This window comes from Pseudomonas sp. NY15354 (genome assembly GCF_048068075.1).
GTDB lineage: Bacteria > Pseudomonadota > Gammaproteobacteria > Pseudomonadales > Pseudomonadaceae > Aquipseudomonas > Aquipseudomonas guariconensis_C.
In genome coordinates this window covers 60,167-75,128 of sequence record NZ_JBLUPV010000001.1, presented here as the reverse complement: position 1 = coordinate 75,128, position 14,962 = coordinate 60,167, and the positions used below count along the sequence as shown (strand labels likewise).

Sequence of the window (14,962 nt, the reverse complement as noted above, 5' to 3'; positions counted from 1 at the left end):
CTCGGAACGGATCTAACAGGAACGAAATCGCCATGAATACCGCCGTGAACGCCAATGTCGTGCATGAGTCCGAAGCCCAGCGCCAGCACGTCCGGGTACGTATCCCCGCCAAGCTGCGCTACCTGGACCGCAATCGCGAACCGCACGATGTGAAGGTGGACGATCTCTCCGCCGGGGGCCTGTCCTTCCACACCAGCAAACCCTTGAACGTCGGCGACGTGCTGCGCGGCCGCCTGCAGTTCACGGTCGACAACCTGGGCCTGTCCATGGACGTCGAGTTCCAGGTGCGCTCCTACCAGAGTACCGGCCGCACCGGCGTGCAGTTCCAGAACCTCGAACAGCGCGACGTGGCCACCCTGCGTCACATCATCACCACCTTCCTGTCCGGCGAGATGATCAACGTCGGCGGCGTGCTCAGCACCCTGCAGCGCGACAACTTCACCAAGGCGCGCAAGCAAAAAGACAACGGCTCGGGCCTCTCCGCCTTCGGCCGCCTGCGCGCGGTGACCGTCAGCCTGGGCGTGTTCGTGGTCGGCGTGGCGGCGTTCGGCTTCATCGCCAAGTCGCTGTACGGCATGTACTTCGTCAGCCACGCCGAGGCCGGTGTGGTCGCGGTGCCCACCACCAACGTCACCATGCCCCGCGACGGCAGCGTGCAGAGCCTGGTGGAAAACGGCGCCCAGGTCGTCAAGGGCGCCCCGCTGGCAAGCTTCAGCACCAGCATGCTCGATCTGCTCAAAGGCCACCTGGACGACTCGCAGCTCGAGCCCGCCAAGGTCGAGGAACTGTTCGGCAAGCAGCTCTCCGGCACCCTCACCAGCCCGTGCGACTGTGTGGTCGCCCGCCAGCTGGTGGATGACGGCCAGTACGCCAGCAAAGGCCAGCCGATCTTCCAACTGGTGCCACGCACCACCAACCCGATGGTCGAGGCGCGCTTTAGCTATCGCCAGTTCGACCAGGTCAAGCCAGGCACTCGCGTGCAGTTCCAGGTGGCCGGCGAAGACGAGATGCGCACCGGCAAGATCGTCAGCAGCGCCAGCCTCAACAGTGAAGACCTGGCCTCGGACATCCGCGTGCAGATCAAGCCCGACAGCGGCCTGCCTGCGGAACTGGCCGGTCGCCCGGCGGCCGTCAATGCCGACCGTGGCCCGTCCCTGGACTGGCTGATCGATAAAGCCGCGGCCCGTGGGCTGTAAGAGGGACCTGACCATGAACCCTTCCAAGCGTATGACGCCGCTGGAGTCGATGGGCGCCCTGTTCGCGGGTGAACCCGCTCCCACAGGGATCGTGTCCAGCGCTGCCCCCGTAGGGCGTGCTCGCCCACTGGCCTGGTGCGGTCTGGCCTTGGCCGTCGCCCTGGCCGGCTGCTCGGGCCTGCCTGACCAGCGCCTGGCCAACGAGGCCATGAAGCGCGGCGACACCGCCCTGGCCGAGCGCAACTACAAAGCCCTGGCCGACCTTGGCTACAGCGACGCCCAGGTGGGCCTGGCCGATATCCAGGTCGCCACCCAGGACCCCGCCAAGCTCAAGGCCGCCGAAGCCACCTACCGCGCTGCCGCCGCCACCTCGCCACGGGCCCAGGCACGCCTGGGTCGCCTGCTGGTGGCCAAGCCCGGCACCACCCAGGCCGAGCGCGAGGAGGCCGAGACCCTGCTCAAGCTCGCCGCCCAGCAAGGCGAGCGCAACACCCTGATCCCGCTGGCGATGCTCTACCTGCAGTACCCGCAGAGCTTCCCCAAGGTGAACGCCCAGCAGCAGATCGACCAATGGCGCGCCGCCGGCAATCCCGAGGCGGGCCTGGCCCAGGTGCTGCTCTATCGCACCCAGGGCACCTACGACCAGCACCTGGGCGATGTGGAGAAGATCTGCAAGGCCGCGCTGGACACCACCGACATCTGCTACGTGGAACTGGCCACCGTCTACCAGAAGCGCGCCCAGGCCGACCAGCAGGCCGCATTGATCCAACAGCTCAAGGCCGCCTATGGCCGTGGCGTCGTGCCGGCCACCCGGGTCGACAGCGTCGCCCGCGTGCTGGCCGACCGTAGCCTGGGGCAGACCGACGAGAAAACCGCCAAGGAACTGCTCGAACAGGTGGCCCCGGCCAACCCGGCGTCCTGGGTGAGCCTGGCGCAGTTGGTCTACGACTTCCCGGAGCTGGGCGACAACGACCAGTTGCTCGCCTACATCGACAAGGGCCGCGAAGCCGAACAGCCGCGCGCCGAACTGCTGCTCGGCCGCCTCTACTACGAAGGCAAGACGCTCCCGGCCGATGCCGCCAAAGCCGAAGAACACCTGCAAGCCGCCGCCGCAGCCGGCGAAGTCAGCGCCCATTACTACCTCGGCCAGTTGTACCGCCGTGGCTACCTGGGCCACGTCGAGCCGCAGAAGGCCGTGGACCATCTGCTCAGTGCCGCGCGCGGTGGACAGAACAGCGCCGACTACGCCCTCGCCCAGCTGTTCAGCGAGGGCCACGGCATCCGCCCTGCCCCGGCCAACGCTTGGGTATTCGCCCAGCTGGCCCAGGCCAACCCGTCGCCGCAATCGGCCGAGCTGCTGCAAAAGCTCGACACGCAATTGAGCCCAGACCAGCGCAACCAGGCCCAGCGCCTGCTGGACCAGGAAAAGCAGGCACGCGGCAGCATGGCTCAGGTCGGCTCCAACCCCCTGGCCTTCGAAGCCCTGCAAGACGACGCCAAAGAAGAAGTAGACGGTGAGGACTCGCTATGACGCTCAATCCCTTCGTGAAAGCCGGCATTGGCCTGAGCTTCGCCCTGCTGTGGTCGTGCCCGACCCTGGCGGACATGACCGCCGAGAAGAACTTCGGCCTGGACATCAAGATCACCGGCCAGTCCGAGGACGACCGCGACCTGGGCACCCGCTCCGGCGGTGACGTCAACGGCCTGGGCCTGGACCTGCGCCCTTGGGTCTACGGTGAGCGCGGCAACTGGAGTGCCTTCGCCATGGGTCAGGCGGTGGCGGCGACCGACATCATCGAGACCGACACCCTGCGCCAGTCCGAGGACGGCAGCACCGTGGACAACGCCGATGACAGCCGCAAGCCAGACAAAAGCTACCTGGCCATGCGCGAGTTCTGGGTCGGCTACAGCGGCTTCACACCCTACCCTGGCGAGCAGTTGCGCCTGGGCCGCCAGCGCCTGCGCAGTGACGACGGGATGTGGCGCGACACCAACATCGAAGCGCTGAACTGGACCTTCGACACCACCCTGCTCAAGGCCGACCTGGGCGTGGCCCAGCGCTTCAGCGAATACCGCACCGACCTCACCGAGCTCGCCCCCGAGGACAAGGACCGCACCCACGTGTACGGCAACGTCGCCACCCAGTGGACACCTGGGCACTGGGTCGGCGTGCGCGCCCACCATTCCAGTGACAGCGGCAGCCTGAAAGACCCTGGCGAAACCGTCGACCCACTGGACAAGACCCGCACGGGCGATCTGACCTGGCTGGGCCTGGAAGCCAACAGCGACGCCTACAACTGGCGCAACGACCACACCGTCAACTACTGGGGCAGCGTCACCTGGCTGACCGGCGACCGCGACACCCTCAGCACCCAGGCCGTGGGCAACGACCAGGTCGCTACCGGCAAGCAGAGCGGCGACGTCAATGCCTGGGCCACCGACTTGGGCGTGCGCCTGCGTCTGGACCCCAACTGGCAGGTCGGTGCGGCCTATGCCCGTGGCAGCGGCGGTGGCGGCAGCGACGGCTCGAGCAACTACGAGCAGACCGGTCTTGAGAGCAACCGCTCCAACTTCACCGGCACCCGCTCGCGCGTGCACCGCTTCGGCGAAGCCTTCCGTGGCGAGCTGGGCAACCTGCAGGCGGCCACCCTGTTCGCCTCCTGGCAGCTGCGCGACGACTACGACGCAAGCTTCATCTACCACAAGTTCTGGCGCGTCGATGACCAGCAGAACATCGGTTCCAGCGGCATCAACGCCGTGGTCGAGGACAACGGTGTGAACCGTCCGCTGATCAACGGCGAGAAGGACCTGGGCCAGGAAATGGACGTGGTCGTCACCAAGTACTTCAAGCAAGGCCTGCTGCCGGCTTCGATGAGCCAGGCCATCGACGAGCCTTCGGCCCTGGTGCGCCTGCGTGCCGGCGTGTTCAAGCCAGGCGATGCCTACGGCAGCGAAGCGGATTCCTACATGCACCGCGCCTTCGTCGACGTGATCTGGCGCTACTGAGGCCCGGGAGAGGACACTCATGAACCTTCACCCGCATTTTCGCCACGGCCTGCTGGCCAGTGCCCTGCTGCTTGCCAGCAGCGGCCTGGCCTATGCCGAACCGGTCAAGCCGGTGGTCAAGGAGTTGCAGCAGGCCAAGTCCTACACGGTCTCCAGCGCGCCGATCGAGCCGCTGCAGATGGACCCGCCCAAGCTGCCCGACCTCTCCGGCTATACCTTTGATGCGGTACAGAAAAAGCTCGACCGCAGCCACAAGGGCAAGGTCAGCGTGCGCCGCATGCTTCAGGAGGAGTCGCTCAAGGAGTTCATCGGCGGCGACAACAAAGGCGCCGAATGGGTTCGGCGCCAGCAGGGCATCCCCCAGGCGATCTTCGTCGATGATGGCCATGTGGACCTGGTGCAACTGAGCAAGCAGGTGCCCAAACAGTACCTGCGCGAAACCGAGCCAGGCGTGTACCTGGCGCGCCTGCCGATCGTGGTCGGGCGCAAGGGCGTGCTGGAGATCAATGGCAAGGTCAAGGAACTGCGCCTGTCCCAGGAGGGCGGCTCGTTCCTGATCAACGACGGCAAGCTGTTCGTCACCGACACCCAAGTCACGGGCTGGCGCGAGAAGGACAACGGCCCGGCCACCTTCCGCAAGCCGGACGAGTTCCGTCCCTTCCTGCTGTCGTGGGGCGGCACCGAAACCTACATCGTCAACACCAAGATGGCCAGTTTCGGCTATGCCAAGTCCAAGTCGTACGGCGTGAGCATCTCCCAGTACACGCCGAACATGGCCAAGCGCATGGGCCGCCCGGAACCCACCGGCTGGATCATCGGTTCCGAATTCAGCGACATGTGGTATGGCTTCTACTGCTACGAAACCCAGGACTTCGTGGTCAAGGACAACACCTATCGCGACAACATCGTGTATGGCATCGACCCCCACGACCGCTCGCACCGCCTGATCATTGCTGGCAACACCGTCTACGGCACCAAGAAAAAGCACGGGATCATCGTCTCGCGCGAGGTCAACGACAGCTGGATCATCAACAACAAGAGCTACGACAACAAGCTCTCCGGCGTGGTCCTGGACCGTAACAGCGTCAACAACCTGGTGGCCTACAACGAGATCTACCGCAACCACACCGACGGCATCACCCTGTACGAAAGCGGCGACAACCTGATCTACGGCAACAAGCTGCTCAACAACCGCCGCCACGGCATCCGCGTGCGCAACAGCGTGAACATCCGTCTGTACGAAAACCTCGCCATGGCCAACGGCCTGGTGGGCGTGTACGGGCACATCAAGGACCTCTCCGACACCGACCGCGACATCGCCCTGGACCCGTTCGATACCAAGGTCTCGCTGATCGTGGTCGGCGGCGAACTGGCGGCCAATGGCTCCGGCCCCTTGTCGATCGACTCGCCGCTCTCGGTCGAGCTCTACAAGGTCTCCATGCTCGCCCCGCGCAAGGCCAACGGCATCAGCCTCAACGGCGTGCTCGGCGAGCGCCAGGACGAAATCCTCGACCTGCTGGTGCGCCAGCAGAAGGCCGTGCTGATCGACCCGGTCGAACGCCAGACCGAAATGATCGATTAAGGAAGCCCAGACCATGACTCCGCATCTGATGAAACTGCTCGGCCTGTCCGCTGCCCTCCTGGCCATCAGCCAGGGCGTGCGCGCCGCCGATGTACAGGCCCCGAGCTTCACCGCCGAGCCTTGCTGCCAGCTGTGCCCCGAGGCCCACGACGCCAGCCGCTACGTGACCCGCTACCAGCAGAACTTCACCACCCTGGTCCAGGCCAAGGGCGACTGGCTGTTCCGTACCCGCGAAGACCTGCGCACCGAATTCAACACCACCCCGGCCGGCTACAAGCGCCTGCAGCAGGTGCATGACGCGTTCAAGAAGCGCGGTGTCGAGCTGGTCGTGGTGTACCAGCCAACCCGTGGTCTGGTGAACCGCAACATGCTCAACCCCGCCGAAAAGGCCGCCTTCGATTACCAAAAGGCCCTGGGCAACTACCAGGCCATGCTCAAACGCTTCGCCAGCATGGGCTACAACGTGCCCGACCTGTCGCCGCTGACCAACGAGCAATTGGTCGCCGCCGACCAGGGCAAGGATTTCTACTTCCGCGGTGACCAGCACTGGACACCCTACGGCGCCGAGCGCGCGGCCAAGATCGTGGCCGACACCGTGCACAAGATGCCGGCCTTCGAAGGCATCCCGCGCAAGGAATTCGAAACCCATAGATCCGGACGCATGGGCAAGACCGGCACCCTGCACAACGTCGCCGGCCAGCTCTGCGGCACCAGCTATGCAGTGCAGTACATGGACCAGTTCGCCACCGAGCCCAAGGGCGGCGCGAGCGGGGGGGACGACCTGTTCGGCGATTCGGGCAATGCCAAGATCACCCTGGTCGGTACCAGCCACAGTGGCAAGAACTACAACTTCTCGGGCTTCCTGCAGCAGTACATCGGCGCCGACGTGCTCAACGTCGCCTTCCCCGGCGGCGGCCTGGAAGGCTCGATGATCCAGTACCTGGGCAGCGAGGAGTTCCAGAAGAACCCACCGAAGATCCTCATCTGGGAGTTCTCGCCGCTGTACCGCCTGGACCAGGAAACCATCTGGCGGCAGATCCTCGGCCTGCTCGACGATGGCTGTGACGACCGTCCTGCCCAGATGAGCGCCAGCGCCACCCTCAAGCCCGGCAAGAACGAGCTGATGGTCAATGGCAAAGGCGGCGTGATCAAAGACCTGATCAACCGCAACCACCAGCTGGACATCAAGTTCGAGGACACCTCGGTCAAGGTCCTGCAGGCCACCCTCTGGTACCTCAACGGCCGCCACGAGGACATCAAGATCGAGAAGCCGGAAACCTCCGACACCGACGGCCGCTTCGTCTTCCAGATGCGTGAAGACGAGGACTGGGCCAGCCAGAACCTGCTCGCCCTCGAGATCCAGGGGCCGGAAACCGGCACCCAGAAGGTCGAGGCCAAGCTGTGCAAACGCAACAACTTCGCCGGCCCTGCGCAGCACACCGCGCAGGCCGGCCAGTGAGGCGACCATGAATCCATTGCGCACAATCACCGCCCCCGCCCTGCTCGCCCTGGCCCTGCTCGCCCTGGCCCTGTTCGGCCCGGCCGCGCAGGCCAGCGGCCTGGTGCCGCCACAGGGGTACTACGCCGGGATCGAAAAACTCAAGAAAGGCGACGGTAACTTCCGCTGCGAACCTGCGCCCAAGCCCTACACCGGCCCCCTGCAGTTTCGCAGCAAGTACGAAGGCTCCGATGGTGCCCGGGCGACGTTGAACAAGGCCTCTGAAAAGGCCTTCCGCCAGTCCACCGAGGACATCACCACCCTCGAACGTGGCGTCAGCAAGATGGTTGGCCAGTACATGCGTGACGGCCGCCCGGCCCAGCTCGACTGCGCCCTGACCTGGCTGGGCACCTGGGCGCGGGCCGATGCGCTGGCGTCCACCGACTACAACCACACCGGCAAGTCGATGCGCAAATGGGCGCTGGGCAGCATGAGCGGCTCGTGGCTGCGCCTTAAGTTCTCCAACTCCCAGCCGCTGGCCGCGCACCAGGCCGAGGCCGAACTGATCGAAAAATGGCTGGCGCGCCTGGCCGAACAGACCGTGCGCGACTGGAGCGACCTGCCGCTGGAGAAGATCAACAACCACAGCTACTGGGCGGCCTGGTCAGTGATGGCCACCGCCGTGGCCACCGACCGACGCGACCTGTTCGACTGGGCGGTGAAGGAATACAAGGTCGGCGCCAACCAGGTGGACGACCAAGGCTTTTTGCCCAACGAACTCAAGCGCAAGCAGCGGGCCCTGGCCTACCACAACTATGCCCTGCCGCCGCTGGCGATGATCGCAAGCTTCGCCCAGGTCAACGGCGTGGACGTGCGCGGCGAGAACAACAACGCCTTGCAGCGCCTGGCGCAGCGAGTGCTAAGCGGGTCGAAAGACCCGAGCGCGTTCAAGACCCGCAACGGCGAAAAACAGGACATGCACGACCTGAAGATCGACAGCAAGTACTCGTGGATGGAGCCCTACTGCAGCCTCTACGCATGCAGCGGGGACACCCTCCAGCGCAAGCGCGGCATGCAGCCGTTCAACAGTTTCCGATTGGGCGGAGACCTGACCCGGGTCTATGACCCGAGCGCGGAAAGCAAGAAGTAACACGACACCCTGTGGGAGCGGGTTTACCCGCGAAGACGCCCGTTGAAGCTGCTGATGCATTCGCGGGTAAACCCGCTCCCACAGGGCCTAGGTATCCCCCACTTTCGAGTGGGGGGTTTGGGGGGCGCTTTGCCTCGGATGCTGTGAACAAAAAGGAGAACCGGGATGGTCTTCTCGTCCAACGTGTTCCTGTTCCTGTTCTTGCCGATATTCCTCGGCCTGTATTACTTGAGCGGGCAGCGCTATCGCAACCTGCTACTGCTGATCGCCAGCTACATTTTCTATGCCTGGTGGCGGGTCGACTTCCTGGCGCTGTTCGCCGGCGTCACCCTGTGGAACTACTGGATCGGCCTCAAAGTCGGCGCCGCAGGCGTGCGCACCAAGCCGGCGCAGCGCTGGCTGCTGCTGGGCGTGGCGGTCGACCTGGCGATCCTAGGCTACTTCAAGTACGCCAACTTCGGCGTCGAGAGCCTCAACGCCATCATCACCTCGTTTGGCCTCGAGCCGTTCATCCTCACCCACGTGCTGCTGCCGATCGGCATCTCGTTCTACATCTTCGAGTCGATCAGCTACATCATCGACGTGTACCGCGGCGATACCCCGGCCACACGCAACCTGATCGACTTCGCGGCGTTCGTGGCGATCTTCCCGCACCTGATCGCAGGCCCGGTGCTGCGCTTCAAAGACCTGGTGGACCAGTTCAACAACCGCACCCACACCCTGGACAAGTTCTCCGAAGGCTGCACCCGCTTCATGCAGGGCTTCATCAAGAAAGTGTTCATCGCCGACACCCTGGCGGTGGTCGCCGACCATTGCTTCGCCCTGCAGAACCCGACCACCGGCGATGCCTGGTTGGGCGCCCTGGCCTATACCGCGCAGCTGTACTTCGACTTCTCCGGCTACAGCGACATGGCCATCGGCCTGGGCTTGATGATGGGCTTTCGCTTCATGGAGAACTTCAAGCAGCCGTACATCAGCCAGTCGATCACCGAGTTCTGGCGGCGCTGGCACATCAGCCTGTCCACCTGGCTGCGCGACTACCTCTACATCACCCTGGGCGGCAACCGCAAAGGCACCTTCAACACCTACCGCAACCTGTTCCTGACCATGCTGCTGGGCGGGCTTTGGCACGGTGCCAACTTCACCTACATCATCTGGGGCGCCTGGCACGGCACCTGGCTGGCCATCGAGCGCGCCCTGGGCATCGACACCAACCCGCAGCGCTTCAACCCGATCAAGTGGGCGTTCACCTTCCTGCTGGTGGTGGTCGGCTGGGTGATCTTCCGCGCCGAGAACCTGCACGTGGCCGCTCGTATGTACGGCGCCATGTTCAGCTTCGGCGAGTGGCAGCTGTCGGAACTCAACCGCGCCCAGCTCACCGGCCTGCAGGTGGCGACCCTGGTGGTGGCCTACATCACCCTGGCGGTGTTCGGCCTGCGCGACTTCTACCGCAACGCCAAGCCCACGCCCAAGGCCACCCCGGTGCAGATCAACGCCGACGGCTCCGTGGGCCTGGACTGGACCCGCGTCATGACCCGCGCCCTGGTCCTGCTGCTGTTCGTTGCCTCGGTGCTCAAGCTCTCGGCGCAGAGCTACTCGCCGTTCCTCTACTTCCAGTTCTGAGGACAGGACCATGAACCGGACACTACGCATCACCTATTCCCTGTCGTTCCTCGGCCTGCTGACCGGACTTGGCGCCTGGTCGGTCGGGGGCCTTGAAAGCTTCAACCGCACCGAGCAGATGACCCTGCTCAACGGCAAGCTGGCCAAGGCCGCCGAGACCCACTACGACGAGCAGTTCCCGATCAAGCGCATCGGCACCAACCTGTGGGCGGCGCTGGACTACAAGCTGTTCAACGAAGGCCGCCCCGGCGTGGTGCTGGGCCGCGAGCAGTGGCTGTTCAGTGACGAAGAGTTCAAGCCCACCGCCGGTGCCGAACAACTGATGCAGGAGAACCTGGCGCTGATCCGTGGCGTGCGCGACACCCTGCAGCGCCAAGGCACGCAGCTGGTGCTGGCGATCGTCCCGGCCAAGGCGCGGATCTATTCCGAGTACCTGGGCAAGGCCGTGCCGACCCGTCTGCACGAGGACCTGTACAACCAGTTCCACGCCCAGGCTCGCCAGGCCGGTGTGTTCGCCCCCGACCTGCTCGCGCCCCTGGAGCAGGCCAAGAGCCGTGGCCAGGTGTTCCTGCGCACCGACACCCACTGGACGCCCATGGGCGCCGAGGTCGCGGCCCAGGCTCTGGCCGAGGCGGTGTCGCGCCAGAACCTGCTCAATGGCGACCCGCAAGCGTTCATCACCGAAGCTGGCGCCACCAGCCCATACAAGGGCGATCTGACCAACTTCCTGCCGCTCGATCCGCTGTTCAGCAACCTGTTGCCGTCACCGGACAACCTGCAGCAACGCAGCACTCGCCCGGTCGAGGCCGCAGGCGAAGCCGGCGACGCTCTGTTCGCCGAAACCCGGATTCCGGTGGCGCTGGTCGGCACCAGCTACAGCGCCAACCCACACTGGAACTTCCTCGGTGCCCTGCAGCAAGCCTTGCGCAGCGACGTGGCCAACTACGCCGAAGACGGCCATGGCCCTCTGCTGCCGATGCTCAAGTACCTGCAGAGCGACGCCTTCAAGGACGCCGCCCCGCAAGTGGTGGTGTGGGAATTCCCCGAACGTTATCTGCCAATGAAAAACGACCTCAGCGCCTTCGATCCGACCTGGATCGCCCAGCTGAAGAACACCCGCAAGACCGAAGAAAACCTGGCCCTGTCGTCCAATCGGACGGTTCACTGAAGAGGACATCAACATGACCAACAAACCTTCCTTCGCTAAAGCTTTCACCCTCGCTGCGGGCTTGTCCCTGCTTTCGCTGCAGGCCCTGGCCGGCGCCGATGCGGCGCTCTATGGCCCGAGCGCGCCGAAAGGCTCGACCTTCGTGCGCCTGTACAACGCCGCCTCCAGCCCTGCCGCGGCGTCCGTGGGCAACACCCAGATCAAGCCGGTCGGCGCCCAGGCCAGCAGCGATTTCAGCTTCCTGCCAGGGGGTGACTACACCGCCCAGGTCGGCGGCAAGAGCGTCCCGGTCAAACTGGCCGCGGACAAGTACTACACCCTGGTCAACAACGCTGGCACCAGCCCGCAATTGATCGAAGAACCCCCGTTCAAGAACAAGCAGAAAGCCCTGGTGCGCGTGCAGAACCTGAGCGACCAGTCGCTGACCCTCAAGACCGCCGATGGCAAGACCGAAGTGGTCAAGCCGGTGGCCGCCAAAGGCCGTGGCGAGCGTGAGATCAACCCGGTCAAGGTCAGCCTGGCCCTCTACGAAGGCGACAAGAAAGTCAGCGATCTCAAGCCGGTCGCCCTCGAGCGCGGCGAAGCGGCCGTGCTGTATGTCACCGGATCCGGCAGCAGCCTGTCGCCGGTCTGGGTCACCCGTCCTGTCGCCAGCAACTGATCCCAAGCCCTATCGACCTTTTGGAGAAACATCATGATTCCGGTAATTCTTTCTGGTGGTAGCGGTTCGCGTCTGTGGCCTTTGTCGCGCAAGCAGTTCCCCAAGCAGTTCCTGGCCCTGACCGGCGAGCACACCCTGTTCCAGCAGACCCTCGAGCGCTTGGTGTTCGAGGGCATGGACAGCCCCATCGTGGTCTGCAACAAGGACCACAAGTTCATCGTTCAGGAGCAGTTGGCCGGGCTCAACCTGCAGACCCAGGGCATCCTCATGGAACCCTTCGGGCGCAATACCGCGCCCGCGGTGGCCATGACCGCGATGAAGCTGGTCAACGAAGGCCGCGACGAGCTGATGCTGGTGCTGCCGGCCGACCACGTGATCGAGGACCAGAAGGCGCTGCAACGCGCCCTGGCCCTGGCCACCGTGGCCGCCGAGCGCGGCGAGATGGTGCTGTTCGGCGTGCCGGCGACCAAGCCTGAAACCGGCTACGGCTACATCCGCTCCAGCCAGGACGCCTTGCTGCCTGAAGGCGTGGCGCGCGTCGCGCAGTTCGTCGAGAAGCCCGATGAGAAACGCGCCAACGAGTTCGTCCGCGCCGGCGGTTACTTCTGGAACAGCGGCATGTTCCTGTTCCGCGCCAGCCGCTTCCTCGAAGAGCTGAAAAAGCACGACCCGGACATCTACGACACCTGCCTGCTGGCCCTGGAACGCAGCGACGAAGAAAACGACGTGCTGAGCATCGACGCCGCGACCTTCGCCTGCTGCCCGGACAACTCCATCGACTACGCGGTGATGGAGAAGACCCAGCGCGCCTGCGTGGTGCCGCTGTCGGCGGGCTGGAGCGACGTGGGCTGCTGGTCGTCGCTGTGGGATGTGCACGAGAAAGACGACAACGGCAACGTCACCAAGGGCGACGTGGTGGTGCAGGACAGCCATAACTGCATGATCCACGGCAACGGCAAGCTGGTGTCGGTGATCGGCCTGGAGAACATCGTGGTGGTCGAGACCAAGGACGCCATGATGATCGCCCACAAGGACAAGGTCCAAGGCGTCAAGCAACTGGTCAACACCCTCGACCAGCAAGGCCGCAGCGAGACCCAGAACCACCTGGAGGTGTACCGCCCGTGGGGCTCGTACGACTCGGTGGACATGGGCGGGCGTTTCCAGGTCAAGCACATCACCGTCAAACCGGGGGCGAGCCTGTCGCTGCAGATGCACCACCACCGCGCCGAGCACTGGATCGTGGTGTCCGGCACGGCCGAGGTGACCTGCGACGAGAACGTGTTCCTGCTCACCGAGAACCAGTCGACCTACATCCCCATCGCCTCGATCCACCGCCTGCGCAACCCGGGCAAGATCCCGCTGGAGATCATCGAAGTGCAGTCCGGCAGCTACCTGGGCGAAGATGATATCGAGCGGTTCGAGGACGTGTACGGCCGGACCTCGACGCCGGTGGAGCGCGGAATCTCGATCAAGACCATCGCGCAGTAATGACACAGGGGCCGCGCTGCGGCCCTTTCGCGGCACAAGGCCGCTCCTACCGCTGCGCAAGAACGGTAGGAGCACAGCCTTGTGCCGCGCCCTTTTTGAGGCCACCGCGATTTAAAGCTAGGATGACCTGACCGCTGCAACCAAGGTCCGCTTCCATGCTTATCGGCGCCCTGCTCATCCTCACCTGGCTCGCTCTGTTGCTGCGCTACCCGGCCAAGGCCTTGCCGATCTCCCTGGCGGCCGTGTTCGGCCTGGGGTTGGTGGCGCTCGGCGTGGTCTGGCAGGACAGCCGCGAAGCCTCGCAACTCGCGCGCCTGGACCTTCGCCTGCGCTATGCCCCCGACCAATGCCCCGCCGACCGCACCCTGCAGGTGCACATGAAGAACGGCAACGACGTCCCTCTCAGCGAACTGCGCTGGCGCGTCGCCGCCTATGCGCCCGGGGACACCGTCAACCTGGCCGAGAACACCTACAACGCCCCTCGCTACCGCGGCCCGGGCGAGCTGCAACCTGGCGCCGAATGGACCGACTGTCTGCCCCTGCCGCCGCTGCGCAGCGGGTACCGACCACAGACGCTGGAATTTCGTGCCGAGCATCTGCAAGGTACATTCGCCAATTGATCTACAGTCAGTTCCGGCCCTTTCGCGGGTAAACCCGCTCCCACAGGGCTAGCGGTGATCCCTGTGGGAGCGGGTTTACCCGCGAAGAGGCCAGTACAGACAACACAAATCTCTCAGACCCAAGGCCTTCTCCATGCCCACCGTCCTGATCACCGGTTGTTCCAGCGGCATCGGCCGCGCCCTGGCCGACGCCTTCCGCGATGCCGGCCACGAAGTCTGGGCCACCGCCCGCAAGCCTGAGGATGTCGAACGACTGGTCGCCGCAGGCTTTACCGCCCGACAACTGGATGTCACCCACCCCGCTGACCTCACCCGCCTGGCCGATGAACTGCAAGACCGCCATGGCGGCCTGGACATCCTGATCAACAACGCAGGCTACGGCGCCATGGGCCCGCTGCTCGACGGTGGCGTCGAGGCCATGCGCCAACAGTTCGAGACCAATGTCTTCGCCGTGGTCGGGGTCACCCGCGCGCTGTTCCCGCTGCTGCGTCGCAACCGAGGCCTGGTGGTGAACATCGGCAGCGTGTCGGGTGTGCTGGTCACACCGTTCGCCGGTGCCTACTGCGCTTCCAAGGCGGCCGTGAATGCCCTGAGCGACGCCCTGCGCCTGGAGCTCGCACCGTTCGGCATTCGCGTGATGGAAGTGCAGCCCGGGGCGATCGCCTCACAGTTCGCCGACAATGCCCAGCGCCAGGCCGAAGACGTGCTGGCGGCGGATTCGCCGTGGTGGCCACTGCGCGATTACATCCAGGCACGGGCCCGTGCTTCGCAAGACAAGCCGACACCGGCTGCGGTGTTCGCCCAAGGGGTGCTCGCCGCCACCGGCAAGAACCCGGCGCCCGCCGTGGTGCGCCTGGGCAATGGCAGCACCGCGTTGCCGCTGCTGGCCCGGCTGCTGCCACGGCGGTTGCTGGACAAGGTGCTGCGCAAGCGGTTCGGCTTGCTGCGTCCACTGTGATACCGCGCCGCGCCTTTTACGGGTAAACCCACAGGTTGCGCGCGCCCTTGAAAGCCATGCACTACCTGTGGG

12 protein-coding genes are annotated in these 14,962 nt (G+C 65.0%); all 12 read left to right on the top strand.

Going from position 1 to position 14,962, the window contains the following annotated elements; all coding sequences use genetic code 11:
* Positions 1 to 32: 32 nt before the first annotated feature.
* The 12 genes from ACNFCH_RS00345 (at position 33) to ACNFCH_RS00290 (ending at position 14,890) form a co-directional block, all read left to right on the top strand.
* A complete protein-coding gene (locus ACNFCH_RS00345; RefSeq protein ID WP_337158547.1) occupies positions 33 to 1,196 on the top strand; it encodes an alginate biosynthesis protein Alg44 in 1,164 nt (387 codons plus the stop codon).
* Positions 1,197 to 1,209: 13 nt separating this feature from the next.
* Positions 1,210 to 2,727: an alginate biosynthesis TPR repeat lipoprotein AlgK gene (gene algK, locus ACNFCH_RS00340; protein ID WP_416742075.1), complete on the top strand. Its 1,518-nt coding sequence runs from the start codon at positions 1,210 to 1,212 to the stop codon at positions 2,725 to 2,727.
* Positions 2,724 to 4,202: an alginate export family protein gene (locus ACNFCH_RS00335; RefSeq protein ID WP_196163015.1), complete on the top strand. Its 1,479-nt coding sequence runs from the start codon at positions 2,724 to 2,726 to the stop codon at positions 4,200 to 4,202. Before algK ends, ACNFCH_RS00335 begins: the two co-directional genes overlap by 4 nt.
* 19 nt (positions 4,203 to 4,221) lie before the next feature.
* On the top strand, positions 4,222 to 5,784 hold the full coding sequence (gene algG, locus ACNFCH_RS00330) for a mannuronan 5-epimerase AlgG (RefSeq protein ID WP_416742074.1): 1,563 nt from the start codon (positions 4,222 to 4,224) through the stop codon (positions 5,782 to 5,784).
* 13 nt (positions 5,785 to 5,797) lie between these two features.
* Complete coding sequence (locus tag ACNFCH_RS00325; RefSeq protein WP_337158544.1) at positions 5,798 to 7,243, top strand: alginate O-acetyltransferase; 1,446 nt, start codon at positions 5,798 to 5,800, stop codon at positions 7,241 to 7,243.
* A gap of 7 nt (positions 7,244 to 7,250) precedes the next feature.
* A complete protein-coding gene (locus ACNFCH_RS00320) occupies positions 7,251 to 8,372 on the top strand; it encodes a mannuronate-specific alginate lyase (RefSeq protein ID WP_416742073.1) in 1,122 nt (373 codons plus the stop codon).
* Between the two features lie 165 nt (positions 8,373 to 8,537).
* Positions 8,538 to 9,995: an MBOAT family O-acyltransferase gene (locus ACNFCH_RS00315; protein WP_416742071.1), complete on the top strand. Its 1,458-nt coding sequence runs from the start codon at positions 8,538 to 8,540 to the stop codon at positions 9,993 to 9,995.
* 10 nt (positions 9,996 to 10,005) lie between these two features.
* Positions 10,006 to 11,163, top strand: a complete 1,158-nt coding sequence (locus ACNFCH_RS00310; RefSeq protein WP_337158542.1) for an alginate O-acetyltransferase — start codon at positions 10,006 to 10,008, stop codon at positions 11,161 to 11,163.
* A 13-nt stretch (positions 11,164 to 11,176) separates the two neighbouring features.
* On the top strand, positions 11,177 to 11,824 hold the full coding sequence (locus ACNFCH_RS00305) for an alginate O-acetyltransferase AlgF (protein ID WP_070092294.1): 648 nt from the start codon (positions 11,177 to 11,179) through the stop codon (positions 11,822 to 11,824).
* 33 nt (positions 11,825 to 11,857) lie between these two features.
* Positions 11,858 to 13,312, top strand: coding sequence for a mannose-1-phosphate guanylyltransferase/mannose-6-phosphate isomerase (locus ACNFCH_RS00300; RefSeq protein ID WP_070092293.1), 1,455 nt, complete (start codon positions 11,858 to 11,860; stop codon positions 13,310 to 13,312).
* Positions 13,313 to 13,467: 155 nt separating this feature from the next.
* Positions 13,468 to 13,932, top strand: a complete 465-nt coding sequence (locus tag ACNFCH_RS00295) for a multidrug transporter (protein ID WP_416742070.1) — start codon at positions 13,468 to 13,470, stop codon at positions 13,930 to 13,932.
* A gap of 133 nt (positions 13,933 to 14,065) precedes the next feature.
* On the top strand, positions 14,066 to 14,890 hold the full coding sequence (locus tag ACNFCH_RS00290) for an SDR family oxidoreductase (RefSeq protein ID WP_416742069.1): 825 nt from the start codon (positions 14,066 to 14,068) through the stop codon (positions 14,888 to 14,890).
* Positions 14,891 to 14,962 lie beyond the last annotated feature (72 nt).

Excerpts from the sequence above, each read along its gene's own strand:
- ACNFCH_RS00345 (WP_337158547.1), top strand. The coding sequence starts at position 33 with ATGAATACCGCCGTGAACGCCAATGTCGTGCATGAGTCCGAAGCCCAG.
- ACNFCH_RS00300 (WP_070092293.1), top strand. The coding sequence starts at position 11,858 with ATGATTCCGGTAATTCTTTCTGGTGGTAGCGGTTCGCGTCTGTGGCCT.
- ACNFCH_RS00295 (WP_416742070.1), top strand. The coding sequence starts at position 13,468 with ATGCTTATCGGCGCCCTGCTCATCCTCACCTGGCTCGCTCTGTTGCTG.
- ACNFCH_RS00320 (WP_416742073.1), top strand. The coding sequence starts at position 7,251 with ATGAATCCATTGCGCACAATCACCGCCCCCGCCCTGCTCGCCCTGGCC.
- ACNFCH_RS00305 (WP_070092294.1), top strand. The coding sequence starts at position 11,177 with ATGACCAACAAACCTTCCTTCGCTAAAGCTTTCACCCTCGCTGCGGGC.
- algK (WP_416742075.1), top strand. The coding sequence starts at position 1,210 with ATGAACCCTTCCAAGCGTATGACGCCGCTGGAGTCGATGGGCGCCCTG.
- algG (WP_416742074.1), top strand. The coding sequence starts at position 4,222 with ATGAACCTTCACCCGCATTTTCGCCACGGCCTGCTGGCCAGTGCCCTG.
- ACNFCH_RS00325 (WP_337158544.1), top strand. The coding sequence starts at position 5,798 with ATGACTCCGCATCTGATGAAACTGCTCGGCCTGTCCGCTGCCCTCCTG.
- ACNFCH_RS00335 (WP_196163015.1), top strand. The coding sequence starts at position 2,724 with ATGACGCTCAATCCCTTCGTGAAAGCCGGCATTGGCCTGAGCTTCGCC.
- ACNFCH_RS00315 (WP_416742071.1), top strand. The coding sequence starts at position 8,538 with ATGGTCTTCTCGTCCAACGTGTTCCTGTTCCTGTTCTTGCCGATATTC.
- ACNFCH_RS00310 (WP_337158542.1), top strand. The coding sequence starts at position 10,006 with ATGAACCGGACACTACGCATCACCTATTCCCTGTCGTTCCTCGGCCTG.
- ACNFCH_RS00290 (WP_416742069.1), top strand. The coding sequence starts at position 14,066 with ATGCCCACCGTCCTGATCACCGGTTGTTCCAGCGGCATCGGCCGCGCC.